23 protein-coding genes and 1 pseudogene are annotated in these 22399 nt (G+C 72.1%); 11 read left to right on the forward strand and 13 right to left on the reverse strand.

All coding sequences use genetic code 11. The features are described 5' to 3' along the window. Positions 1–70 precede the first annotated feature (70 nt). Both trmB and ACFQPS_RS16635 read left to right on the forward strand, forming a co-directional pair. Entirely contained in the window at positions 71–775 is a 705-nt protein-coding gene (gene trmB / locus ACFQPS_RS16630; protein WP_377360340.1) for a tRNA (guanine(46)-N(7))-methyltransferase TrmB, read from the forward strand. A 165-nt stretch (positions 776–940) separates the two neighbouring features. Beyond that, on the forward strand, positions 941–1558 hold the full coding sequence (locus ACFQPS_RS16635) for a demethoxyubiquinone hydroxylase family protein (RefSeq protein WP_377360341.1): 618 nt from the start codon (positions 941–943) through the stop codon (positions 1556–1558). Between the two features lie 3 nt (positions 1559–1561). On the opposite strand, the gene ACFQPS_RS16640 is transcribed toward ACFQPS_RS16635, so the two are convergent. Next, positions 1562–2590 (reverse strand): methylated-DNA--[protein]-cysteine S-methyltransferase, encoded by a 1029-nt coding sequence (locus ACFQPS_RS16640; RefSeq protein WP_377360342.1) that lies wholly within the window; start codon positions 2588–2590, stop codon positions 1562–1564. A 176-nt stretch (positions 2591–2766) separates the two neighbouring features. Here ACFQPS_RS16640 and ACFQPS_RS16645 point away from each other — a divergent pair, with 176 nt between their 5' ends. Beyond that, positions 2767–5154 carry a patatin-like protein gene (locus ACFQPS_RS16645; RefSeq protein WP_377360343.1) on the forward strand — a complete coding sequence of 796 codons (2388 nt, stop codon included), beginning with the start codon at positions 2767–2769 and terminating at the stop codon, positions 5152–5154. A 13-nt stretch (positions 5155–5167) separates the two neighbouring features. Here ACFQPS_RS16645 and ACFQPS_RS16650 read toward each other — a convergent pair whose 3' ends face one another. The 3 genes from ACFQPS_RS16650 to ACFQPS_RS16660 all read right to left on the reverse strand — a co-directional run bounded on the left by ACFQPS_RS16650 (position 5168) and on the right by ACFQPS_RS16660 (position 7227). Beyond that, the gene (locus tag ACFQPS_RS16650; protein WP_377360344.1) at positions 5168–6280 is read right to left on the reverse strand and encodes a hypothetical protein; all 1113 of its coding nucleotides are present in this window, start codon (positions 6278–6280) and stop codon (positions 5168–5170) included. A gap of 114 nt (positions 6281–6394) precedes the next feature. Further along, entirely contained in the window at positions 6395–6760 is a 366-nt protein-coding gene (locus tag ACFQPS_RS16655) for a hypothetical protein (RefSeq protein ID WP_377360345.1), read from the reverse strand. Between the two features lie 68 nt (positions 6761–6828). Next, positions 6829–7227, reverse strand: coding sequence for a hypothetical protein (locus ACFQPS_RS16660; RefSeq protein WP_377360346.1), 399 nt, complete (start codon positions 7225–7227; stop codon positions 6829–6831). A gap of 294 nt (positions 7228–7521) precedes the next feature. Here ACFQPS_RS16660 and ACFQPS_RS16665 point away from each other — a divergent pair, with 294 nt between their 5' ends. Continuing rightward, positions 7522–9849 carry an AMP-dependent synthetase/ligase gene (locus ACFQPS_RS16665; protein ID WP_377360347.1) on the forward strand — a complete coding sequence of 776 codons (2328 nt, stop codon included), beginning with the start codon at positions 7522–7524 and terminating at the stop codon, positions 9847–9849. A gap of 79 nt (positions 9850–9928) precedes the next feature. Here the strand turns inward: ACFQPS_RS16665 and hemW are convergent, their stop codons facing one another. From hemW to ACFQPS_RS16690, 5 genes are all read right to left on the reverse strand, one after another. After that, positions 9929–11092, reverse strand: coding sequence for a radical SAM family heme chaperone HemW (gene hemW, locus ACFQPS_RS16670; protein ID WP_377360348.1), 1164 nt, complete (start codon positions 11090–11092; stop codon positions 9929–9931). 116 nt (positions 11093–11208) lie between these two features. Beyond that, a complete protein-coding gene (locus ACFQPS_RS16675; protein WP_377360349.1) occupies positions 11209–11937 on the reverse strand; it encodes an SIMPL domain-containing protein in 729 nt (242 codons plus the stop codon). Between the two features lie 232 nt (positions 11938–12169). Further along, positions 12170–12781, reverse strand: a complete 612-nt coding sequence (gene rdgB / locus ACFQPS_RS16680) for an RdgB/HAM1 family non-canonical purine NTP pyrophosphatase (protein WP_377360350.1) — start codon at positions 12779–12781, stop codon at positions 12170–12172. Beyond that, complete coding sequence (gene rph, locus ACFQPS_RS16685) at positions 12778–13497, reverse strand: ribonuclease PH (RefSeq protein WP_377360351.1); 720 nt, start codon at positions 13495–13497, stop codon at positions 12778–12780. Before rph ends, rdgB begins: the two co-directional genes overlap by 4 nt. Positions 13498–13553: 56 nt before the next feature. Next, complete coding sequence (locus ACFQPS_RS16690; RefSeq protein WP_148213463.1) at positions 13554–13874, reverse strand: XRE family transcriptional regulator; 321 nt, start codon at positions 13872–13874, stop codon at positions 13554–13556. Between the two features lie 702 nt (positions 13875–14576). Here ACFQPS_RS16690 and ACFQPS_RS16695 point away from each other — a divergent pair. The 6 genes and pseudogenes from ACFQPS_RS16695 (at position 14577) to grpE (ending at position 17513) form a co-directional block, all read left to right on the forward strand. Next, positions 14577–14747: a hypothetical protein gene (locus ACFQPS_RS16695; RefSeq protein ID WP_377360352.1), complete on the forward strand. Its 171-nt coding sequence runs from the start codon at positions 14577–14579 to the stop codon at positions 14745–14747. Positions 14748–14767: 20 nt separating this feature from the next. Continuing rightward, a pseudogene (locus tag ACFQPS_RS16700) lies at positions 14768–14827 on the forward strand (hypothetical protein); the annotation flags it as partial. 18 nt (positions 14828–14845) lie between these two features. After that, complete coding sequence (locus ACFQPS_RS16705; protein WP_377360353.1) at positions 14846–15031, forward strand: hypothetical protein; 186 nt, start codon at positions 14846–14848, stop codon at positions 15029–15031. Then, positions 15028–15396 (forward strand): XRE family transcriptional regulator, encoded by a 369-nt coding sequence (locus tag ACFQPS_RS16710; protein ID WP_377360354.1) that lies wholly within the window; start codon positions 15028–15030, stop codon positions 15394–15396. Before ACFQPS_RS16705 ends, ACFQPS_RS16710 begins: the two co-directional genes overlap by 4 nt. Positions 15397–15652: 256 nt before the next feature. Then, positions 15653–16690 (forward strand): heat-inducible transcriptional repressor HrcA, encoded by a 1038-nt coding sequence (hrcA, locus tag ACFQPS_RS16715; protein WP_377360355.1) that lies wholly within the window; start codon positions 15653–15655, stop codon positions 16688–16690. 130 nt (positions 16691–16820) lie between these two features. Next, entirely contained in the window at positions 16821–17513 is a 693-nt protein-coding gene (gene grpE / locus ACFQPS_RS16720) for a nucleotide exchange factor GrpE (RefSeq protein ID WP_377360356.1), read from the forward strand. Positions 17514–17896: 383 nt separating this feature from the next. On the opposite strand, the gene ACFQPS_RS16725 is transcribed toward grpE, so the two are convergent. From ACFQPS_RS16725 to ACFQPS_RS16735, 3 genes are all read right to left on the reverse strand, one after another. Then, on the reverse strand, positions 17897–19006 hold the full coding sequence (locus tag ACFQPS_RS16725; protein ID WP_377360357.1) for an ImmA/IrrE family metallo-endopeptidase: 1110 nt from the start codon (positions 19004–19006) through the stop codon (positions 17897–17899). Continuing rightward, entirely contained in the window at positions 18999–19340 is a 342-nt protein-coding gene (locus ACFQPS_RS16730; protein WP_377360358.1) for a killer suppression protein HigA, read from the reverse strand. The genes ACFQPS_RS16725 and ACFQPS_RS16730 overlap by 8 nt, the downstream gene beginning before the upstream one ends. 297 nt (positions 19341–19637) lie before the next feature. After that, positions 19638–21191: a YifB family Mg chelatase-like AAA ATPase gene (locus ACFQPS_RS16735; protein ID WP_377360359.1), complete on the reverse strand. Its 1554-nt coding sequence runs from the start codon at positions 21189–21191 to the stop codon at positions 19638–19640. Between the two features lie 204 nt (positions 21192–21395). On the opposite strand from ACFQPS_RS16735, the gene sugE reads away from it, so the two are divergent. Next, a complete protein-coding gene (sugE, locus tag ACFQPS_RS16740) occupies positions 21396–21716 on the forward strand; it encodes a quaternary ammonium compound efflux SMR transporter SugE (RefSeq protein WP_377360360.1) in 321 nt (106 codons plus the stop codon). An 18-nt stretch (positions 21717–21734) separates the two neighbouring features. Here the strand turns inward: sugE and ACFQPS_RS16745 are convergent, their stop codons facing one another. After that, entirely contained in the window at positions 21735–22343 is a 609-nt protein-coding gene (locus ACFQPS_RS16745) for a hypothetical protein (RefSeq protein WP_377360361.1), read from the reverse strand. Positions 22344–22399: the final 56 nt, after the last annotated feature.

Raw genomic sequence — 22399 nt, forward strand, 5'->3', positions numbered from 1 at the left:
AATCACAGTTACCCACGCATGGGAATCCCCCGCGATTCCCTCAAGGACGGAAATGCTCTAGAACCTGCGCATGACCGACGAGATTTCCCAGCCCCGCATGATCCTCTACGGGCGCCGGCGCGGCCGGCCGCTGCGCCGCCACCGCAGCGACCTGCTGGAGACGCTGCTGCCCGCCCTGCGGCTGGAGGTGCCCGCCGACGGGACCGCGATCGACCCGGCCCGGCTGTTCCCGCGGCCCGTCGCCGATCTCTGGCTGGAGGTCGGCTTCGGCGGCGGCGAGCATCTGGCGGCGCAGGCGGCGGCGAACCCCGGTGTCGGGCTGATCGGCTGCGAACCCTTCGTCAACGGCGTCGCCAGCCTGTTGCAGCATGTCGAGGCGCGCGGGCTGGAGAATGTCCGCATCGTGCCGGACGATGCCCGGCCGGTGCTGGACGCGCTGCCCGACGCCAGCGTCGGCCGTGTCTTCGTCCTGTTCCCCGATCCGTGGCCGAAGCTGCGCCACGCCTTCCGCCGCTTCATCGGCCCCGACAACCTGCCGCGGCTGTCCCGCGTCCTGAAGGACGGGGCGGAACTGCGGCTGGCGACCGACGACTGGCAGCTCTGCCGCTGGATGCTGGAGCACACCTGGCGGCATCCGGACTTCGAGTGGCTGGCCCGCCGCCCGGAGGACTGGCGCGTCCGGCCCGACGACTGGCCGCAGACCCGCTACGAGCAGAAGGCGGTGGAGGCCGGGCGCAAGCCCGTCTTCCTGCGCTTCCGCCGCCGCCCGCGCTGAGCGGCCCGCCCGACACCCGTCCTGGGTAGCCCGCCGGAGCGCATGCCCCGCGCGGCAGGGGTGTCCCGCTTGACCGGACCCGTCCCGCCGCTACCTGCGTTTTCCCGATCATCCGGCATCCCGGAACACCCGCGGACACCGGCCTCTCGGAACGGGGGAGACGCGATGGGTCACGACAAGGCGACGGCGGAGCACGACGGGGACGGGTCGCCCTACAGCGGCTTCCCATCCAACGCCGTCGGGCTGACGGTCCCCGACATCGACGTGGACCGCCTGCCGCCCGCGCTGCTGCGGGAACTGCGGGCGAGCCATGTCGGAGAGACGGTGGCCGTCGCCCTTTATGACGGCGTCGCCGCCGGCAGCCGCGACCCCGACCTGCTGACCTTCGCCCGCAGCCACCGCCTGGTGGAGCAGGTCCATCTCCGCCTCTGGTCGGCGCTGCTGCCGCCGGGACGCCGCAGCCGCATCATGCCCGTCTGGCGCGCCTCCGGGCGGCTGATGGGCTGGCTGCCGGCGCGGGCCGGACCGGAGGCGTTCTACGCCGTCGTCGGGGCGGTGGAGAGCTGGGTGGACGGGCACTATGCCGGGCAGATCGCCCTGTCCCGCCGGCTGGGTGCCCCGGAAGGGCTGATCGCCCTGATGCAGGCCTGCCGGGAGGACGAGGCCCGCCACAGCCGCGACGCCGCCCGGCTGGCCTGCCGGCCCGGCGTGGTCGCCCGGCTGCTGGCCGCACTGGCCGTCGCCGGCTCGCGCGCCGGGGTCGCCGTGGCGCGCTGGGTGTAGCCGCTACCGGCCCGTCGTCGCCCCTTCCCAGGCCAGCAGGGCGCGCTTCGTCACGGGACCCCAGCGGTAGTTGTCCAGCACGCCGGTGCCGCGGATCACCCGGTGGCAGGGGATCAGGAAGGACACCCGGTTCGCCCCCACCGCATTGCCCACGGCGCGGGCGGAGGTCGGGTGGCCGATGCTGCGCGCCACGTCGGCATAGGTGGTGACCCGGCCGAAGGGGATTTCCAGCAGCGCCTGCCAGACCTTGATCTGGAAGTTGGTGCCGCGCAGATGCAGCGTCAGCGGCCCGCCGGCGCGGCCGACGGGCGCCGTGCCGGGAGCCGCGCCGTCAGGAGCCGCACCGTCATCCGCCCCGCCATGGACCGGGGCGAAGATGGCGGCGGCGGCCGGCGCGGTGGCGGCCGGGTCCTCCGCCAGCGCAGCCCCCGGCCAGTCCTGCCGCAGCTCGGCCAGCCCGCGCGCCTCCTCCCCCACCGGAACGAAGCCCAGGAAGCAGAGGCCGCGACCCGTGGCCGCCAGCAGCACCCGGCCCAGCGGGCTGTCGTGGAAGCCGTAGCGGATCGCCACGCCGGCCCCGCCCGCCTTGTACTCGCCGGGGGTGGCGGCCTCGGCCACGACGAACAGGTCGTGCAGCCGCGACGGGCCGGACAGCCCCAGATCCAGGGACGCCCCCAGCAGCCCGCCCGCAGCCCCCTCGCGCAGCAGCCGGCGGGCATGGCCCAGGGTCACGAACTGGGCGAAGCGCTTGGGGCTGATGCCGGCCCGGCGCTTGAAGACCCGCTGGAAGTGCCCCGGGCTCATCCCCGCCTCCGCCGCCAGCGCGTCCAGGTCGGGCGGCGCCTGCCAGTCCCGCGCCAGCCGTTCGATGGCGGCGGCGACCAGCCGGTCGGCGGCCGGATCGTCCTCCGGGGCTGGCGGCAAGGGCATGGGGTCGGCGCAGGAGGGGCCGGCGCAGGAGGGGTCGGCGAGCGGGGAATCGGCGGCGGGGATCATGCGCGAGCGGGGGATGGGCTGCGGGGGGTCGATCATAGCGCAGGGCACGGGCGGGGTCCTCCCTGGGGTGGGGCCGAAGCGCCAGGATGGCCCCGGCGGCACCCCCGGCCCACCCGGAAGCTGCGCTCCGGCGCTACTCCTTCCGGTACCACCGTTGACGGACCAGCGGGGGCACCCGACACTGGCCGCCGGGGCATGTCGGGGGGTGTCGCGTGAAGGAGAAGGAACTCCGCATCGCGCTGGTCTGCTACGGCGGGGTCAGTCTGGCCGTCTACATGCACGGGGTGACCAAGGAGCTGCTGGCGCTGGTCAAGGCCTCGCAGCGCCGGCACGCCCCCGGTTCCGGTTCCCCGGGCACCGGCGGCCCGCCGGCCGGCAGCGGGGCGGTCTACCGGGACCTGCTGGACCGGATCGGCCGGCGGCTGGACCTGCGGGTGGTGGTGGATGCCGTGGCCGGGTCCAGCGCCGGCGGCATCAACGGCGTCTTCCTGGCCCGCGGACTGGCGCACGACCTGCCGCTGGACCCGCTGACCGACCTCTGGCTGGAGAATGCCGACGTCACCCGCCTGCTGGCCCCCGACCGGCGGGCGCGGGCCTGGAGCAAGTGGTTCCTGCGGCCCCTGCTCTGGCTGGCCCTGGGCCGCTCGCGCAGTCTGGCACCGGACGCGGAGGCGCGGGGCAAGCTGTCGCTGTTCGTCCGCTCGCGCTGGTTCCAGCCGCCCTTCAGCGGCGACCGGCTGCTGGAGATGCTGCTGGAGGCCGCCTGCGCCATGGGCAGGCCGGCCACGCCCGCGGCATCGCTGCTGCCGCCGGGGATGCCGCTGTCGCTGCTGGTGACGGTGACGGACTTCCACGGCTTCCGCCAGACCATCGCGGCGCACGACCCGCCCCTGATCGAGGAGCGCGAGCACCGTCGGCTGTTCCGCTTCGAGTACCGCCGCCCCGCCGAGGGCGAGGGGGTCACGGACTTCGACCTGGACAGCGTGCCGGGCCTCGCCTTCGCCGCCCGCGCCACGGCCTCGTTCCCCGGCGCCTTCCCGCCGGCGCAGCTTCCCCAGCTCGACCGGGCGCTGGCGGCGGCCGGGCTGGACTGGCCGGCCCGCGCCCGCTTCCTGGAGGCGTGCTTCCCCGCCCCGGAGGCCGGCGGCGATCCCGCCCAGGCCAGCCTGATCGACGGCAGCGTGCTGAACAACAAGCCCTTCGCGGCGGCGCTGGCGGCCATCGCCGGCCGGCCCGCCTTCCGCGAGGTGGACCGGCGCATCGTCTATGTCGATCCCAACCCGGCCCCGCCGGGCGACAACGGCCGGCGCGGACCGCCGGGCTTCTTCCGCACCCTCAAGGGGGCGCTGTCGGACATCCCCCGCAACGAGCCGGTGCGCGACGAGCTGGCCGCCATCGCCGAGCGCAACGCGCGGGTGGCGCGGCTGCGCGGCGTGCTGGAGGGGGCGCGACCGCGGGTGGAGGCGCTGGTGGCGCGGGTGCTGGGCGGCACCCCGCCGGAGGCCCCGACCTATGCGCAGATGCGCGCCTGGCGCGACGCGGCCGGCAGTCTGGCCGCGGCCGATGCCGGCTTCGCCTACGAGGCCTATCTGCGCCTGAAGATCGGCCGCGTGCTGGACGGGCTGGCCGCCCTGCTGGCCCGTCTGGCCGGGCTGGAGCATGACGGGGAGGCGGTGCCGCGGCTGCGCCGGGCGCTGGACGCCTGGGCCGCGGCCCGCGGCATCAGCGCGGACGCGACCGGCGACGGTGCGGCGGGGGGCGGGAGCGATGCCGCCGGGGCGGAGCCGCCCTGGGTCGGGTTCCTGCGCGACTTCGACGTGGAGTTCCGCCGCCGCCGGCTGCGCTTCGTCGTGCGCGAGGTCAACCGGCTGTACGGGCTGGCGGGGGACGGCGGCTTCGCCGAGACGCGCCCGCAGGACCTGGACGAGCTGAAGTCCGCCCTGTACGGCACGCTGGAGGGGCTGCACGCCCTGGCCGAGGGGCTGCCCCTGGGGCCGGAGGAGCGGGCGCTGGCGGCCCGGGCCGTGGTCGCCGCCAACGGCCCGCCGGACCCCGACCTGCTGGACCGGGTGCTCCGGGCGGTCGCCGCGGCGCTGGACCTGGAGGGGCAGTCGCGCCGGACGGACGAGCTGTTCTGCCTGATGGGTCTGAACTATCTGGGCGCGGCGGCGCGGGCGGAGCTGTTCACCGCCTATGTCGGCTTCGCCTTCTGGGACGTGCTGGCCTTCGCCACCAGCGGCTGGCGGGAGCTGGAGGAATTCCACGAGATCAAGGTGGACCGCATCGGCCCGCCCGATGCCCGCCTGCTGCGCGCCGCCGGGGCGCCGCTGCGGCTCCAGGGGGCGCGGCTGAACAGCTTCGGCGCCTTCTTCAGCCGCTACGACCGCGAACACGACTATCTGCTGGGCCGGCTGCACGCGGCGGAACGGGCCATCGACCTGCTGGCCGACGCCGCCGGGCCGGGCGTGCTGGACGCGGGCACGGTCGCCGCCGCCAAGCACCGTGCCTTCCGCGCCGTGCTGGAGAGCGAGCGCTGCCGCCTGGGCCGCCGGGTGCTGGCCCTGGCGGAGGGCTGGGTGGCGGGCTGCCGGCCGGACTGACGACGGCCGGGTTTCAGCTCACGGCGCGGACCTTGACCGCCGAGTGGCTGAGCAGCTCGACGATCTCCCGGCCGTCGTCCTCGGCCGTGGCGTTCGGGTTGACCAGCCGGTTCGCCGCGTCCTCCCCCGTGGCGGGGGCGAAGCCGGTCGGCAGGGGGATGTGGTCGGGGCGCCCGTCCGTGCCCGGCACCACCCGCCAGCCGGGCGGCAGGTGGTAGCAGGGGGTCAGCAGATACCAGCCCCCGTCGGGTTCGTCCGGGACGACCGGCACCGCCCGGTAATGGGCCGGGATTTCGATCCGGGCGGGGGCATCGCCGTCGCCGGGGCGGACCGTCAGGTCCGGCGGCACCCGGATTTCCGCGCCGCCGCCCTGGCGGTTCTGGAACGTCCAGGCGTCCTCAGTGCGCCAGACATCCTGCCGGGAGGCGACACCCAGCAGGGCCGGCCGGTCCACGATCTGCTCGAAACGGCCGAGGCTCAGGCTGACCATCTCGTTGCTGCCGGTGACCTCGACACCGAGGAACCCCCGCTCCCGCAGGGTCTCCACCGCCACGGCGACGGCGGAGTTGGGACCGGGATTGAGCGCCCCCGCCCCGTTCGCACCGCCAGACCCGTCGCCGCGGCCGGCGAAGCAGAAGCTCAGCGCCAGGGTGGTCAGCCCGGCGGTCAGGCGGCCCTCGACCGGGGTCCCCGTCTTCAGCCCGTTCATGGCGAGCCAGGCGACCAGCCGTTCCGCCCCGGCCTGCTCCGGCTGCTGGCGCCGGGCGTTCCGGGCCTCCATGCCGCCCCTGCCGTCGCCATGGCCGTTGATGCGGATCTTGCCGACATGGCCGCCGGCGCAGACCCATTCGACGGCCAGCAGGGCGTCGCCCGGCAGCGCCTTCGCCACCCGCGGCACCGGCACGGCGATGGCGACGTAGCCGGTATCCTTCCTGATCCTCGACCATTTCGGGGCGACGACCCCGCCGCCGTCCTGGACCATCTGCGGGATCGTCAGCAGGCACTGCGGGACCAGCCCGTGCCGGTCGCGCTGGTGGACCGCCATGGGCGCGATGTCCCGGGCCATGTCGTACCAGCCGCTGGAATGGATCAGGTGGATGTCCAGGAAGCGGGTATAGGCGGGCATCGCGGCTCGGCGTCACGGCGGGCTGGGCAGTCCTGTCGATGACGGTCCGGCCCGCCCGCTGTGAACCCGCCCGGCCAAGCCCGCGGGTCGGTCAGCCCGGTCAGTCGGCCCCGGTCAGTCAGCCACGAACAGCAGCCCGCGCCCAGCCGTCGCCGCATCCGCCGCGAAGCCGTCCAGCGCGCGCAGGAAGTCCGTGCCCTCCCCTGCGCTCTCTCCCGCTCCGGCCCCTGCCCCTGGCGCGAGGGCGGCCAGCAGCGCCGCCGTCTCCGCACGCAGGGCGGACAGGTCGTCCGGGTCGATCCGGACATCGCCCTCCGGCCCCCACTGGTCCTGCCAGACCCGGCGCAGCAGCGGCAGGCGGGGATCGTTCATCACCCGGTCGTAGAGGTCCGACCAGACCGGGGTCGGCAGCCAGATCTCCCCCGCCTCCGGCACCGGGGTCCCGTCCGCGTCCGTCTGGCACACGCCGCGCGCGCCCATGCTCCGTCTCCTTTCCCGCGTCTTCTTCCGCCCCGTGATCTTCCGCCCGTCGATGCTCCGGTGTCCGCTCAGGGATCGCCCGGGAACTGGGTGACGACGGTACGCCCGTCCTTTTCCAGGATCACCGTGGCCCGGCGCGTGTCGGTGCAGCCGCGGCGCTGCTTGCCGGCCACCCGGTCCAGGGTGGCGGTCGCGGCGATGCGGCCGTTGCGCTGGGTGGATGCGGTGCAGTCCGCCGCCGCCAGCACCGCCCGGCAGAGTTCCAGCGCCTCGTCCGCCCCGCCGCAGTAGGCGCCGGCGAACTCGCTGTTCTTCGGGGTCAGGCTGTCGCAGGTGCGGCAATGCCGGGCGTCGATGTGCGCCCAGGCGCGCTTGCCGATGGCGCAGGACAGGTCGGCGCAGCGTCCGTCCGCCGCGGCCACGGCCGGCGCCAGCAGCAGTGCCGCCCCGGCAAGGACGGACAACATCCGGACAGGGCGCCGGGTGATGGGCCGTGTCATGGCATGTAAAGGGGCCAGGACATGTACAGGAACAGTGTTCATGAACGACCTTTGCTGCAATGCACCTGTAATGGGATCCGCCCGCAGGGCGGGGTGCGGCAATTCTAGCGGTGACAAGACGGCCCGCCTACTCCAATCGACCGATCCGACACTTGCCCGGCCGGGTTGAGAACGGCATTTTACGGCACCTCGAAAGGCGCCCGGCTGTTCCGGCAGAAGAGTGACGCCGAAGAATGGAGAGATCCGCCAGGAGTGAACCGCATGCCGGTCGTACCGCGTTTTGAGCAGTGGCCCACGCTGCCCGCCATGTTCTTCGACCAGGCCGCGCGCATGGGCGACAGACCGATGCTGCGGGTCAAGCGTGACGGACAGTGGGAACAGTTGTCCTGGAGATCGGTGGCGGACCAGGTGGTGCGCGCCGCGCGGGGTCTGGCGGCCCTGGGCGTCCGGCGCGGCGACCGCGTCTGCCTGGTGGCGGAGAACCGGCCCGAATGGCTGATCGCCGATCTGGCGATCATGTCGCTGGGCGCGGTGACGGTGCCCGCCTACACGACGATTTCCGTGCCCGACTATGTGCACGTCCTGAAGAACAGCGGCAGCACCGTCGCCATCGTCTCCGGCCAGCAGCTCATGCGCCGCGTCTATGCCGCGGCGGCCGAGGTGCCGGGCTTCCGCACCCTGGTGGCGCTGGGCTGGAGCGAGGTGCAGCACGAGCCGCAGGTGGACCTCGTCCCCTGGGAGGAGATGCTGGCCGCGGCCGATGCCGCCCGGCCGCGCCCGCTGGCCCGGCCGCTGGCCCGCCCCGACGAGGAGGGGGAGGCGGCGATGGCCGATCCCCGCCCCACCGTCCCGCCCGCCGCCGCCCGCGAGGCCGTGGCGGCTGCCGAGGCGCAGGCCGACCCGGACGAGAGGACGCAGGCCGACCCGGACGAGAGGACGCAGGCCGGCCCCGACGGACCGGCACAGGCCGAAGCGGCCGGGACGGACCCGGAGGACGGGGCGCAGGCTGACGCGGCGGCGCAGGCCGCACCGGCCGAGGTGGTCCGGGCCGCCCCGGAAGCCGCCCCGGAATCCGCGGCCGATGCCGGCCCGGGCGCCCCGGCCGGGGAGCACTGGCCCGAGGACCCCGGCGCCCGCGCCGACACGGACGGCCCCGTGGACCCCGACGCCGATCCCCTGACGATGCCGCTGGCCGCCCCCCTGTCGGAGACGGGGCGGATGGCCGTGGCCCGGGCGGAGGCCGCCGCCGGCAGCGAGGCCGATGCCGCCGGGCCGGAGGCCGCGGCCGGGCCGGCGCCGGTCGATCCCGTGGCGCTGGCCATGGACGGTGCGCCGGACGACCTTGCCTGCATCATCTACACCTCCGGCACCGGCGGCGCGCCCAAGGGCGTCATGCTGAGCCACCGGGCGGTGCTGGCGAACTGCATCGGCGCCTATGACGTGCTGGCCGAGATCGGGCTGGAGGAGGAGGTCTTCCTCTCCTGCCTGCCACTGTCGCACGCCTACGAGCATTCCTGCGGCCAGTTCTTCCCCATCAGCCTGGGGGCCGAGATCGCCTATGTCGAAGGCGTGGAGAAGATCGGCACCAACCTGAACGAGGTGAAGCCCAGCATCGTGCTGGTCGTCCCCCGCCTGATGGAGGTCGTCCAGCAGCGCATCACCCGCGAGGTGGAGCGCCAGGGCGGCGTCAAGGAACGGCTGTTCAATCTGGCGCTGGCGCTGGGCAAGGAACGCTACCGCAACGGCGGCACCCTGCCGATCTGGAAGCAGCCGGTGGACGACCTGATGGAGACCATGGTCCGCGCCAAGGTGCGGGAGAAGCTGGGCGGCCGGATCAAGGCGCTGGTCTCCGGCGGTGCCGCGCTGAACCCGGACGTGGGGCTGTTCTTCCACGCCCTGGGCTTCCCGCTGCTGCAAGGCTACGGCCAGACGGAGGCGGCGCCGCTGATCAGCGTCAACCGCTTCGGCATGACGGCGCACCACACGGTCGGCCCGCCGGTGAAGGGCTGCGAGGTGACCATCGCCGAGGACGGGGAGATCCTGGCGCGCGGGCCCAACGTCATGCTGGGCTACTGGCAGGACCCGTCCTCGACGGAGCGGGCGCTGGCCGACGGCTGGCTGCACACGGGTGACGTGGGCCACCTGGACAGCCGCGGCCGCATCGTCATCACCGACCGCAAGAAGGACATCCTGGTCACCTCCGGCGGCGACAACATCTCCCCCGCCCGGGTGGAGGGGTGCCTGATGCTGGAGCCGGAAATCGCCCAGGCCGTCGTCTGCGGCGACAAGCGGCCCTACATCGTGGCGCTGCTGGTGCCCGATGCGGAGATCGCAGCCGAGTGGGCGCGGCGGCGCGGGCTGCCGCCGGACCTTTCCACCCTGTGCGCCGACGCCGGCTTCCGCCGGCTGATCTCCGCCGCGGTGGACCGGGCGAACAGCCAGCTCTCCTCGATCGAGCGGGTGCGCAAGTTCCGCCTGCTGCCGACCCCGTTCACGATCGAGAACGGGCTGATGACGCCGACCATGAAGGTCAAGCGGACGCTGGTCGTGCAGCAGTGCCGGGAGATCGTCGAGCAGCTCTACGACTGACGAAGGGATCGGGGCCGGGGTCTTCCCCCGGCCCCCGCATCCTGCCGCCCCGCATCCTGGCGGGGAAGGTCCGTCCGGGTCAGGCCAGCAGCGCGCGCAGCACGCCGTTCAGCCGGGTACGGCCCTCCGCCGTGGCGCGCAGGCGGCCGTCCGCCATCTCCAGCAGCCCGTGACGCAGCAGCCCGTCCAGCCTGTCCCGGTCCAGCGCCTCGGCTGCGGGCCGGCCGGACTCCGCCGCGATCCGGTCCAGCGGCACGCCCTCGCGCAGGCGCAGCCCCATCATCAGCAGCTCGACCAGCCGCTCCTGCGGCCCGATCGGCTCGAAGGGCTTCGCCGCCGTGCCGTCCCGCTCCACCCGCTCCAGCCAGACGTCGGGGGCGCGGTGGGTGCGGGTGCCGACCTTGCCGTGCGCCAGGGTCAGGCGCCCGTGCGCGCCGGGGCCGACCCCGACATAGTCGCCATAGCGCCAGTAGGTCAGGTTGTGCCGGCTCTCCTCGCCGGGGCGGGCATGGTTCGACACCTCGTAGGCGGGCAGGCCGGCCGCCTCCAGCAGCGCCTGCGTCTCCTCGTACAGCTCCCCCTGGGTGTCCTCGTCGGGCAGCACCAGCTCGCCGCGTTCGTGCAGCGTGTGGAACTGCGTCCCCTCCTCGATGGTGAGCTGGTACAGCGACAGGTGCCCCACCGCCTCGTCCAGGGCGCGGGCCAGCTCCTGCCGCCAGGCGGCGACCGTCTGGCCGGGGCGGGCATAGATCAGGTCGAAGCTGAAACGGTCGAAGGCGGCCCGCGCCAGCCGGATCGCCCCCAGCGCCTCGGCCGCGGAATGCCGCCGGCCCAGCCGGCGCAGGTCGGCGTCGTCCAGTGCCTGGATGCCCAGCGATACCCGGTTCACCCCCGCCGCGCGGAAGTCGCGGAAGCGGCCGGCCTCCACGCTGGTCGGGTTGGCCTCCAGCGTCACCTCGGTCCCCGCCGGCAGGCCCCAGTGCCCGTCCGCCCGGCGCAGGACCGCCGCCACCGTCGCCGGCGCCATCAGCGACGGCGTGCCGCCGCCGAAGAAGACGCTGGTCAGCCGCCGGCCCGGCGCCAGGGCCGCGAAATGGTCCAGCTCGCGCAGCAGGGCCGCGCGCCAGCGCTCCTGGTCGATCCCCTCCCGCACATGGGAGTTGAAGTCGCAGTACGGGCACTTGGAGGCGCAGAACGGCCAGTGGACGTAGAGCGCGAAACCGGGATCGGGCGGAACGGACATGCTCTCACGGCAGGCAGGAACGGCGGGGCGGCCAGGGCGGGCGGCCAGAGGGGGCCTCTGGGCGGACCGCGCTCCGGCCGGACCAGATGGGCATCGCCCGCGCCGCCGGCCAGGGGTCAGTCCACCAGGCTCCAGTCCACGGTGGAGACGACCCGCACGGTCTTGTCAATCTCCCGCCCTTCGAAGGTGCCGGGCACGTCGTTGCTGGCCAGGATCTGGAAGACGCCCTGGTTGGCGCGGCGGATGCCGCCCAGCCGCGCGCCGCTGTCGGCGGCGAACTGCTCGGCCGAGGCGCGGGCGTTCTTCGTCGCCTCCGCGATCATGTCGGCCTTGATGTCGTTCAGCCGGGTGAAGGCGAAGGTGGGGCCGTTGCCGCCGCCCGTGTCCCCGCCCAGCACGACGCCCTGGTCCAGCAGGCCCGCCATGTCCTGGCTGGCCTTCAGCACGGTGTCCACGTCGGCGGTGCGGACGGTCAGCGTGCGGGTGACGATGAAGCGGCTGTCCACCGGGCCCTGGCGGTACTGCTGCGCCAGCAGGTCCACCACGTCCAGCCCGCGGCTGACCACGGCGTCGGCCGGGATGGCGTGGCGCTCCAGGAAGGCCATGACGGCGGCCTCGTCGCGGGCGGTCTTGGCCTGCACCTCGGCCAGATCGTTGCCGGTGGCGACGAAGCGCAGCGGCCAGATCGCCAGATCGGCCCGCACCTCCCGCTCGGCCAGCCCCTTGACGCTGACCACCCGGTCGGCCAGCCGCATGCGGGCCACCTGCGTCCCGGCGAGATAGCCGCCGGCGGCGATGCCGAGCGACAGGAACAGGGCGGCGGCGAGAAGAACGGGGGTACGCATGATCGCCTCGAAAGGGAAAGGAACGGAGGGTCCCGATCGTGCGGGGGGATCGTGTCACCCGGATGGCGCGGCCGTGTCGGTCCCCAGGCATGGCAGCGCCGGTCCCGGGGCCGCAGGGGGTGATCCGCCGGAAGACGGAACTGCCGTCCGTGATCTTCAGGTCCGGCGGTCCCCAAGGATGCCGGTTCCCGTCGCCGCCGGATGACGCCCCCGCCGGCCGGGTGCCCCGCCGTCAGGCGAAGCAGCGGGCCAGGAGCTGGCGGAAGGCGTCGGCGCGGTGGCTGATGGCGTGCTTCTGCGCCGGGTCCAGCTCCGCATAGGTGCAGGCGTGGCCGTCCGGGATGAAGATCGGGTCGTAGCCGAAGCCCTTGCCGCCGCGCGGCGGGAAGCTCAGCGTGCCGTGGGCGGTGCCTTCCACCGCCTCGACATGGCCGTCCGGCCAGGCCAGCGCGAGGGCGCAGACGAAGCGGGCGCGGTCGCCGCGGCGGTCGGCGGCCGCCTCCAGCTCCCGCCGCACCCGCTCCATGGCGGCGGCGAAGTCCTTGGCCGGCCCGGCCCAGCGGGCGGAATAGATGCCCGGCGCGCCGTCCAGCGCATCGACCCAGAGCCCGCTGTCGTCGGCCAGCGCCGGCAGGCCGGAGGCGAGTGCCGCCGCCCGCGCCTTCAGCGCCGCGTTGCCGACGAAGGTCGCCTCCGTCTCCTCCGGCTCGGGCAGGTCCAGCTCGGCGGCGGAGGGGAAGTGCCGGACATGGGCGGCGAGCAGATCGGCGATCTCCCGCACCTTGCCCCGGTTGTGGCTGGCGATGACCAGCGTATCCCCGGCGAAGCGGCGCGGCGCGGTCATCGGGCCAGCGCCGCCGCCTGGAGCGCCGTCAGCTCGCCGATGCCCTTGCGCGCCAGCGCGAGCAGCGCCAGGAACTCGGCCTCCTGGAAGGGCGTCTTCTCGGCCGTGCCCTGGATCTCCACGATGCCGCCCTTGCCGGTCAGCACGAAGTTGGCGTCGGCCTGGGCGCTGCTGTCCTCGGCATAGTCGAGGTCCAGCACCGGCGCGCCCTGGTACAGCCCGCAGGAGACGGCGGCGACGCTGTCGGTCAGCGGCTGCGCCTTCAGGAAGCCGATCGAGGTGAGGTGCCGGAAGGCCAGCGCCAGCGCGACATAGCTGCCGGTGATGGCGGCCGTGCGGGTGCCGCCGTCGGCCTGGAGCACGTCGCAGTCGATCTTCACGGTGATCTCGCCCATCGCCTTCACGTCGGTGACGGCGCGCAGCGAGCGGCCGATCAGGCGCTGGATCTCCTGGGTGCGGCCGGTCTGCCGGCCCTTGGCCGCTTCGCGGTCGGTGCGCTCGGCCGTGGCGCGGGGCAGCATGCCGTATTCGGCCGTCACCCAGCCCTGGCCCTGGCCGCGCAGGAACGGCGGCACGCGGTCCTCGACGCTGGCGGTGCAGAGGACATGCGTATCCCCGAACCGCACGAGGCACGAGCCCTCGGCATACTTGGAGACGTTCGTCTCCAGGCTCACGGGGCGCATCTGGTCGAGGGAACGGCCGGAGGGGCGGGACATGGCAGGGTCTCGGGATGGGGAACGGGCCGACCGTGGATAGGCCACGCCCGCCCCGCTTACAAGTCCGAAAGCCCCGTGATCCGGACCGGCGGCCGGCCGGGGAAACGGACCGTCAGTTCCAGCCGGCCCCCCATGGCTTCGACATAGCCGGACAGGGTGGACAGCAGCATGTCCGTCTGGCGCTCGATGCGCGACACGGTGTCCTGCCGCACGTCGAGGCTTTCCGCGATCTTCGCCTGCGTCAGGTCGAGCGCCTTGCGCAGGCCCTGGAGGGTCAGTTCCTCCGCCTCCAGCGCGTCCGCCCTGGCCTCGATCCGCTCCCGGCGGTCGGGCGGCAGGGAAGCGAGCCAATCGTCCAGCGTCCTGGTTCCGCTCATCGCCGTCGTCCTTTCCCGGCCGTCAGTTCGTCCTGCACCGGGGTCCGGAGGTCCAGAAACTCCGGCCAGAACTCAGGATGGAACAGGACGGTCCAGGGCATGACGAAATATGGATCGGAATCCATGCCGGCGCAAGCGGACGCCCTTCATCGCCCGCCCGGGCCCCTGGCGTCGGGCCCCTGGCGTCGGGCCCATGGCGTCGGGGTGGGGGGCCTCGGAGCCACGGGACACGGATGGACACGGATGCCGGCTGCGCCGGCCCACGGATGGCACAGATCAGGGAAGGCATCGGAAGACATCATCCGTGGTCATCCGTGGAAATCCGTGTTCATGGCAGTTCCGCCCCGTCCGCCCCCCGTTCCCCCGGTCGAGCCGGCTGCCGCAGCAGCCGGCATCGTGCGCCCTGTGGTCGAAGCTTCGGACGCCAGACGCTGCTCGGGCCGGCACGGAACGGTGGGCGAGACTACCGCCCTCGCCGGCCAAGCCGTCACTCTGGCTTGGCTACGCTTCGGCACGCTCCAGGACGCTGATCTGGCCAGGACGCTGATCCGGCCAGGACGCTGATCCGGCCAGGACGCTGATCCGGCCAGGACGCTGATCCGGCCGCCCAGCGCATGGTTCTTCCCGGTCAGCGAAGACGCCAACCTTGACCGGCACAGGTGCGCGATCGTATAGTGATTTCACTATAATCGGTTGGCCCCGATGACCTCAGACCGCAGCCTGGATATCCGCGTCGTGCGCTTCCTGCCAGCGGGCACGGCGGCCGAGTATGACGGGATGCCGGAGGAGGTGCGCGACCAGGCCGATGCGGCGACGACGCTGTTGCAGAACAACCGGATGCCGGCGGACGCCGAACCCCTGAAGGGGCGCTGAAAGGCATCACGGAGATCCGGATCGATCACGACACCAACACCTACCGGGTCTACTACGTCGCCGAGTTCGAATGCTGTCTCTACATCATCGATGCCGGCATGAAGAAGTCGCCGCGGAAGGGAGAGATTCCGCGGCCGCAGGTGGAGCGGCTGACACTGCGCCGCGCCCAGGCCGAGGCACATTACCGGGCCAATGAATCCTGGTTCCGGAAGACCTACGAGGCCCGTAAGGCGGCACGCAGGCTGCTGGAAGGCCGCGACCCCCGCGAGGAGCCGAAGCAATGACGACCGATCGGACGCCCGCCGGAGTTCCCGGCGTGGATCATGAGATCACCGAGGTGGACGGCGTGGTCACTGCCGGGTCGGACAGTTTCCTGGCCGACAGGGGGCACAGGAACCCGGCCGAGCATCGCGCCAAGGTGCTTCTCGCCGACGACTTCCGTCGGCTCATGCAGGCGCAGGGGCTGACACAGGCCGAAGCCGCCATGCAGGCCGGCCTTGCCCAGACCGACATCTCCCGCATCGTTCGCGGCCTGGTGCGCGGCTACTCGGTCTGGAAGCTGGCAAAGGCGCTCAACGACCTGGGCGCGGCCACCGAGATCGTCGTCCGCCTGCCGGAAGGGGAAACCCACGCCATCGCCGTTGGATGAGCATTGCCGCGGTCACCGACGACCTCGACGGCTGAAGGCGGCAGCCGCGCCGTGGGACCGGTTGTCACCCTGCGCCGCGGGGACCCGGCTGCACCCGTGGTCCCCATGCAGCCCCCCCTGATCCGCCTTTCCCCGGCCCGGCGCGATCCGCCCGCCCCGCCCGCATTGATTAGACCCGGACCAGACACTAGACTCAGGGAAGCAAGGGCGGCCGGGGCCGCCCGGTGGAGCGAAGGGCGAAGCGTCCGCACGCGGCATGATCGTCGAGCTGAACCAACGGACCCGCGATATCTTCCGCCATATCGTCGAGGCGTATGTGGAGACGGGGGAACCCGTGGGCTCCCGCACCGTCTCGCGCCGGCTGGGCATGCAGCTTTCCCCGGCCACCATCCGCAACGTCATGGCGGACCTGGAGGAGCTGGGCCTGCTGATGGCGCCGCACACCTCGGCCGGGCGGGTGCCCACCGATGCCGGGCTGCGCATGTTCGTGAACGGCATCCTGGAGATCGGCGACCTGTCGGAGACGGAGCGGGAGGCCATCGAGGCGCAGTGCGCCAACCGGGGCCGCTCGCTGCCGGACGTGCTGGAGGAGGCGATCACCATGCTGTCCGGCCTGTCCTCCTGCGCCGGGCTGGTGCTGGCGCCGAAGACGGACCGGCCGCTGAAGCACATCGAGTTCGTGAACCTGTCCCCCGGCCGCGCCCTGGTGGTGATGGTGACGGAGGACGGGCTGGTGGAGAACCGGGTGGTGGAGGTGCCGGTGGGCATGCCCGTCTCCGCCCTCACCATGGCGTCCAACTATCTGACGGCGCGGCTGACCGGCCGCACCCTGACGGAGGCGCGGACCGACATCCTGGCCGAGATCGAGGAGCGCCGCGCCCAGCTCGACCAGCTCACGGCCAAGGTGGTGGCGGCGGGGCTGGCGACCTGGGGCGGCAGCCAGGGCCAGCAGGGCTATCTGATCGTGCGCGGCCAGGCCCGCCTGCTGGAGGACGTCTCCGCCCTCTCCGACCTGGAGCGCATCCGCGCCCTGTTCGAGGCGCTGGAAACGCGCGAGGCCATGGTGCGGCTGCTGGACGCCACCGGCAAGGCGGAGGGGGTGCAGATCTATATCGGCGCCGAGAACGAGCTGTTCCGTCACGCCGGCTGCTCCCTGATCGTCTCCCCCTACACCAACGCGAAGGACCAGATCGTCGGCGCCATCGGCGTGATCGGCCCGACCCGGATCAACTATGCCCGCATCATCCCCATGGTGGACTATACGGCGAAGGTGGTGGGCCGCCTGATCGGTTGAGGGGGCCGCTCCGCCCCCGCGCGCATCCCATCTCGACAGGCGCCGCGATCCCGCCTAAACGTCCGCCGACCGGGGCGGCGGTCCCGCCGCCCCGTTCCAGCCCCGCAGACTGCATCCGAGGCAAGACGTCATGAGCGAAACCATGCCCAACGGCGAGCAGCGGCCGCAGACCGACGCGGCCGCCGAGGCCCCCGAGACCAACACCGCCGCCACGACCGGCCAGGGCGGCCAGACGGCCCCCGGCCAGACCGCCGCTGGCCAGACCGCCGCCGGCCAGACCGCCACCTCGCCGGGCGACAGGGCCGGCGCGGGCGGGGCACCCGCGGACGACCGCGCCGCGTCGCTGGAGGCGGAGATCCAGGTGCTGAAGGACCAGCTCCTGCGCGCGCTGGCGGAGACGGAGAATGTCCGCCGCCGCGCCGAGCGCGAGCGCGAGGACACGGCGAAGTACGCCATCGCCAAGTTCGCCAAGGACCTGCTGGCCGTGGCCGACAATCTGCGCCGCGCCGTCGAATCCGTGGCGCCGGACCAGCGCCAGGGCAACGAGGCGGTGAACAGCCTGCTGACCGGCGTCGAGGCGACGGAGCGCCAGCTCGCCGCCGCCTTCGACCGCGCCGGCATCCAGAAGATGGAACCGCTGGAGAAGCCGTTCGACCCCAACTTCCATCAGGTGATGATGGAGATGGAAGGCACCGGCAAGGCCCCGGGCACCGTGGTCGCCGTGCTCCAGGCCGGCTACACGCTCCAGGGCCGGCTGCTGCGTGAGGCCATGGTCGGCGTCGCCAAGGGCGGCGAGACCCACAACCTCAACACCAGCGCCTGACCCCCCGCCCCGGGCGGGCTCCCCCGGCGGGGGGGCCCGTGGGGGACCGGGTCATGGGGGCGGCGACCCGGATGCGCGCCTCCCACAACACGCGGGACACCTCGAAATCTCCGACCGCCAAAAATCACTCCGGCAGAGCACCGCTCTCTGAATCAGTTCCGCGCAGCGGCCCTGAAGATTGAACAGCCCGCTTGCGCGCAAATGGCGTGGTCGTGTCCCACCCGGTGGTGTGAATCTGTGGGGAACCGGCCCGCCGCAACGTCATCGAGCGTCTGTTCGATCGGTTGAAAACTGGCGGCGGATCGCCGCCCTCTTCTGCTGCGGCTGGATCTCTCTCAATGAGTTCCCAACCTAGACCAGGAATCCACGAGGGTTGCTGATAGTCATTCAGCCTGCCCCTCCGACTCAGCCCAAGCGAACCGAACCTTGAGGTGGTTCAGCCTCGAAGAATACGGAATCAGACCATTAAACTGGAGTTGCCCCACCACGATCCCAGGCGCGATGCCGATCTCGTCCGCAAAGGCGCGGATGGCCCGCTCACTGAAATGCCCACCACCCACAAAGCGCGTCCACGCAGATCGAGGCACGAGGGTACTGGTGGCGAATTGATTAGCCTCCTGCTCCTTTGCGTCCGCCTCAAGGCCGTTCTCGTCAATAAAAACATCCTTCTTCCCGTGCAGCAAGATGTGAGCCGCTTCGTGGAAGAAGGTGAACCAGAGATGGTCGTCCGACTTGTGCCGCAGACTTAGCAGAATTACGGCCTTTTCCTTGCCGACCCACTTGGTTGCCCCGCTGGCGCAGGTCTTAGGGAGCTCTGGCACGAAAACTACAGCAACACCCGCACTCGCGCATAGCGGGACAAGGCGCTCCTGGATCTTCTCCGGTGGAATGCGGGTCATGGCACGAGCCTGCCCCAGGGTATCCCTGAATCTGCTTGCGTTGAACGGGGCGCATTCGATGCTCTCGGCGAGCCGTTCACCCCAGCGCAGCCATGCGGCGACGGCGAACGGCTCGCTCTTTAGCTTCTGTGAACGCCGGAAAGCATACTGGCCCTCCTGCGCTTCGAACATGGAACCCCAAGCCTCGACCGACCCAGTCCCAAAGAAATCCAGCAGCTTGCGCACCTTGTCGACGGCGTCGACCGGCTTCGGGAAAATCCCAAGCTTCACCATCTTCGTGACGGGGAACTTGTCTGCCCATGCCCCTGCGGCCTCGAGCCGCTGCCGCTCCTCTTGCTCGCCACGTCGAGTGTCGTACAGAGCCTGGAGGTTGATCCAGTAAGCGGCCGGCCGACCGAGCACGCGCTCGAACTCGTAGGCCGTCCTGGCCAGTATTGGAGCCTTCCCAGCGATGATTTCGCTGACCATCTTCGCGGAATGCCCGCAACGCTCCGCAAACTCGGTTTTGGACATCCCCTTCGCCGCCAGAATCTTCTCCAGGATGCGGCCCGGTGGGACGGCATAGTCCGGCGTAAATCCAAGTTTCTTAGCCACGATGCGTGTCCCCCACAAAAACTATCTCAATCTCGGTGACCTGCTCGACGTCCACCTCCCCGTTTGGCAGCAGCGGCAAGGGGTCATTTGCGGGCTTGAAGCAGAGCCTCACCCCTCCGTGCCCATCGACGGACCATTGGCCTTTCCTATCGGCATAGAGCTTGTGGCGCCGCTCGGGCGGTTCGGAGGGTACGTCGACTAGACGCGGCATCGCCTCCAGGGTCGCCATGCGGTCCATGAGCTCCTCGGCACACTTTTTTCCGAACCTCCGGACCAACTCCTTCTCGCTGGAAAGGAGCTTCTGGAGCTTCGACGAGGCGAACCAGACCTGCACTTCACACCACCAACTTAACGTTACAGGTAAAGGCTTTTGTGGGAAAGTCAAGTCTTCAGGCGCACCGCAGCCTCCACGAGAACGGGGAGCGAGCCCCCGTCCGTCTCACCGATCAGGGCTATCCAACCAGTATATCTAGGCATTTAAGGCTAGCCATTGGCGGTATTTCCGTCAACATCTTTTGGTAGAGATTCGCCACAGTTCTGCATATTGAAAAGCAACACAGGCGGTAGCGCCAGGGCTGGTGACCGCAGTCCCTGCGTCCAGGCCGCCGATGTCTTGCCTGAGGATGGCCCCCTACCGCGGTGCAAGGCGGCGGTAGCTGAGGGCTTCGGCGATGTGAGGGCGGCGGACGGTGGGGCTGTCGTCCATGTCGGCCAGGGTGCGGGCGACGCGCAGCACGCGGTGGTAGCCGCGGGCGGACAGGCGCAGCCGCTCCGCCGCCTCGGTCAGCAGCGCCCGGCCCTGGGCGTCGGGGGCGGCGACCTGTTCCAGCAGGGCGCCGTCGGCCTCGGCATTGGTGCGCAGGGCCGCCCCGCCCGGCCCGGCCCCGGTTCCAGTCCCCGTACCGGCCAGCGCGGCATAGCGCCGACGCTGCACCTCGCGCACCCGGGCCACGCGGGCGGCGACCTGGGCGCTGTCCTCCCGCGGGGGCGGCAGCGACAGGTCGGCGGCGCTGACGGCCGGCACGTCCACATGCAGGTCGATACGGTCGAACAGGGGGCCGGAGATGCGCGACTGGTAATCGGCGGCGCATTTCGGCGCGCGCGAGCAGGCCAGGGCGGCATCGTCCAGATGGCCGCAGCGGCACGGATTCATCGCCGCCACGAGCTGGAAGCGGGCGGGATAGGCGATGTGGGCGTTGGCCCGCGCGATCACGGCCCGGCCGCTCTCCATCGGCTGGCGCAGCGCCTCCAGGGTCTGGCGCGCGAACTCCGGCAGCTCGTCCAGGAACAGCACGCCCTGGTGCGCCAGACTGATCTCCCCCGGCCGGGCGCGCAGCCCGCCGCCGACCAGGGCGGGCAGGCTGGCGGAATGGTGCGGGTCGCGGTAGGGGCGGCGGCGCAGCAGCCGGCCCCCCTCGAGCTGCCCGGCGACCGAGTGGATCATCGACGCCTCCAGCGCCTCCGCCGGGTCGAGCGGCGGCAGGATGCCCGGCAGGCGCGCGGCCAGCATCGACTTGCCCGACCCCGGCGGGCCGATCATCAGCAGGTTGTGGCCGCCGCTGGCCGCCACCTCCAGCGCGCGCTTCGCCGTCTCCTGCCCCTTCACGTCCTTCAGGTCCTTGTGGCCCGGCCCGGCGTCGGGCGGTTCCAGCCGCGGCTCCGGCCGCGACAGCACCTGGGTCCCCTTGAAATGGTTGATGATGGCCAGCAGGCTGGGCGCGGCCAGCACCTCCAGATCGCCGGCCCAGGCCGCCTCCCCGCCGCAGGCCGCGGGGCAGATCAGGCCGCGCCCGTGGGCGGCGGCGTTGATCGCGCTGGGCAGCACCCCGGCCACCGGGGCCAGCGCCCCGTCCAGCCCCAGCTCGCCCAGGGCGTAGAAGCGCGCCACCTCCTCCCCCGGCAGCACGCCCAGGATCACCAGCAGGGCCAGCGCGATCGGCAGGTCGAAGTGAGAACCCTCCTTCAGCACGTCCGCCGGGGCCAGGTTGACGGCGATGCGCCGCGGCGGCAGCGACAGGCCCAGCGCGTGCAGCGCCGCGCGCACCCGCTCGCGGCTCTCGGCCACCGCCTTGTCGGGCAGGCCAACGACGATGAAGGCCAGCTCGCCGCCGGACATCTGGACCTGCACGTCGATGTCCAGCACGTCGATGCCCTGGAAGGCGACCGTACTCACCCGTGCGACCAAGCGATCCTCCCCCCGCCGGGCCCCCACCGGGCACCCTCCTGCGGAGTGTAGGGGAGGCGTTCCGCACGCGCCAGCGGGCAGAGCGCCGCCGCGCCTCCCGCTCCGGTGGCGTCCGCCCGGCAGTGGGGCGTCGGAAGAAAGGCCGACTGGCCCGGCCGGACCGGGCAGGGTATCCAGGACAGGCTACCGGAAGAGGAGGACCAAATGGCGTGGCTGGTGCTGTTCGTGGCCGGGATTCTGGAGATCGGCTGGGCGATCGGGCTGAAATACTCCGAAGGCTTCACCCGCCCGCTGCCCACGGTGGTCACCCTGGTGGTGGCCTGGGCCAGCTTCTTCCTGCTCTCCATCGCCATGCGCAGCCTGCCGGTCGGCACGGCCTACGCGGTCTGGACCGGCATCGGCGCCGTCGGCACGGCGCTGCTGGGCATCGTCCTGTTCGGGGAGCCGGCGACGGCGGCGCGGCTGGCCTGCATCGCCCTGATCGTCGCCGGCATCGTCGGGCTGAAGGTGTTCGGCGGCGGCTGAGGCCGCCCGCCCTCGCGGCTACGCCCGCCCCTGGCGCTCCGCCAGTTCCCGCGTCACGGCCGCGATCAGGGCGCGGGCGGCCTCCTCCACCATCGCCGCCGGTTCCTGCGGAACCGTGCCGGGCTCGCCCGACGGCGGCGGCCGCCAGAGCAGGCGGTGGCCGGGCGCCGGCTCGAAACTCGCCAGGACGTCCGCCTCCGGTTCCGCCCCGGTGACGATGGCGATGTCGGGCACGGGGAAATCGCCCAGCCGGCGGAATCCCGCCAGGGTGCAGTCGATCAGCCAGTCCCCGGCCAGGGTGACGACATGGCCGTTCCACTGTCCTTCCGGCGGCGTGTCCAGATAGCCCAGGGCGAAAGTGCCCGTCTCCGCCCGCAGCAGCGCCTGACACGGCATCGGCCGCGCCGCGACCCCGAACTGCGCCAGGACCCGGCAGTTGATGGCGGTGGTGAAGGCGCAGTATGTCCGGTACGTCTCGCCGATGATCCTGAAATAATCGCGGAAGATGAGCTGGACAAGATCGGCCGTCAGAGCCTGCGGCGCGAGTGGACGCCCCTCCGGGCCGATACCATCGATCGATCCGGAATGTCCTGAATTTGCCGGATAATCCCCAGCATGACCGAACATCATGATTTCCGCCGCATCGGGAGCCGCTGCGACTCTTCATGATCCCGGTTACCAAA

Source organism: Rhodocista pekingensis (assembly GCF_042665545.1).
Lineage (GTDB): Bacteria > Pseudomonadota > Alphaproteobacteria > Azospirillales > Azospirillaceae > Rhodocista > Rhodocista pekingensis.

Coding starts and splice junctions, on each gene's coding strand:
- trmB (WP_377360340.1), top strand. CDS start 71: ATGACCGACGAGATTTCCCAGCCCCGCATGATCCTCTACGGGCGCCGG.
- ACFQPS_RS16635 (WP_377360341.1), top strand. CDS start 941: ATGGGTCACGACAAGGCGACGGCGGAGCACGACGGGGACGGGTCGCCC.
- ACFQPS_RS16640 (WP_377360342.1), bottom strand. CDS start 2,590: ATGATCGACCCCCCGCAGCCCATCCCCCGCTCGCGCATGATCCCCGCC.
- ACFQPS_RS16650 (WP_377360344.1), bottom strand. CDS start 6,280: ATGCCCGCCTATACCCGCTTCCTGGACATCCACCTGATCCATTCCAGC.
- ACFQPS_RS16655 (WP_377360345.1), bottom strand. CDS start 6,760: ATGGGCGCGCGCGGCGTGTGCCAGACGGACGCGGACGGGACCCCGGTG.
- ACFQPS_RS16660 (WP_377360346.1), bottom strand. CDS start 7,227: ATGTTGTCCGTCCTTGCCGGGGCGGCACTGCTGCTGGCGCCGGCCGTG.
- ACFQPS_RS16665 (WP_377360347.1), top strand. CDS start 7,522: ATGCCGGTCGTACCGCGTTTTGAGCAGTGGCCCACGCTGCCCGCCATG.
- hemW (WP_377360348.1), bottom strand. CDS start 11,092: ATGTCCGTTCCGCCCGATCCCGGTTTCGCGCTCTACGTCCACTGGCCG.
- ACFQPS_RS16675 (WP_377360349.1), bottom strand. CDS start 11,937: ATGCGTACCCCCGTTCTTCTCGCCGCCGCCCTGTTCCTGTCGCTCGGC.
- rdgB (WP_377360350.1), bottom strand. CDS start 12,781: ATGACCGCGCCGCGCCGCTTCGCCGGGGATACGCTGGTCATCGCCAGC.
- rph (WP_377360351.1), bottom strand. CDS start 13,497: ATGTCCCGCCCCTCCGGCCGTTCCCTCGACCAGATGCGCCCCGTGAGC.
- ACFQPS_RS16690 (WP_148213463.1), bottom strand. CDS start 13,874: ATGAGCGGAACCAGGACGCTGGACGATTGGCTCGCTTCCCTGCCGCCC.
- ACFQPS_RS16695 (WP_377360352.1), top strand. CDS start 14,577: ATGACCTCAGACCGCAGCCTGGATATCCGCGTCGTGCGCTTCCTGCCA.
- ACFQPS_RS16705 (WP_377360353.1), top strand. CDS start 14,846: ATGAAGAAGTCGCCGCGGAAGGGAGAGATTCCGCGGCCGCAGGTGGAG.
- ACFQPS_RS16710 (WP_377360354.1), top strand. CDS start 15,028: ATGACGACCGATCGGACGCCCGCCGGAGTTCCCGGCGTGGATCATGAG.
- hrcA (WP_377360355.1), top strand. CDS start 15,653: ATGATCGTCGAGCTGAACCAACGGACCCGCGATATCTTCCGCCATATC.
- grpE (WP_377360356.1), top strand. CDS start 16,821: ATGAGCGAAACCATGCCCAACGGCGAGCAGCGGCCGCAGACCGACGCG.
- sugE (WP_377360360.1), top strand. CDS start 21,396: ATGGCGTGGCTGGTGCTGTTCGTGGCCGGGATTCTGGAGATCGGCTGG.
- ACFQPS_RS16745 (WP_377360361.1), bottom strand. CDS start 22,343: ATGTTCGGTCATGCTGGGGATTATCCGGCAAATTCAGGACATTCCGGA.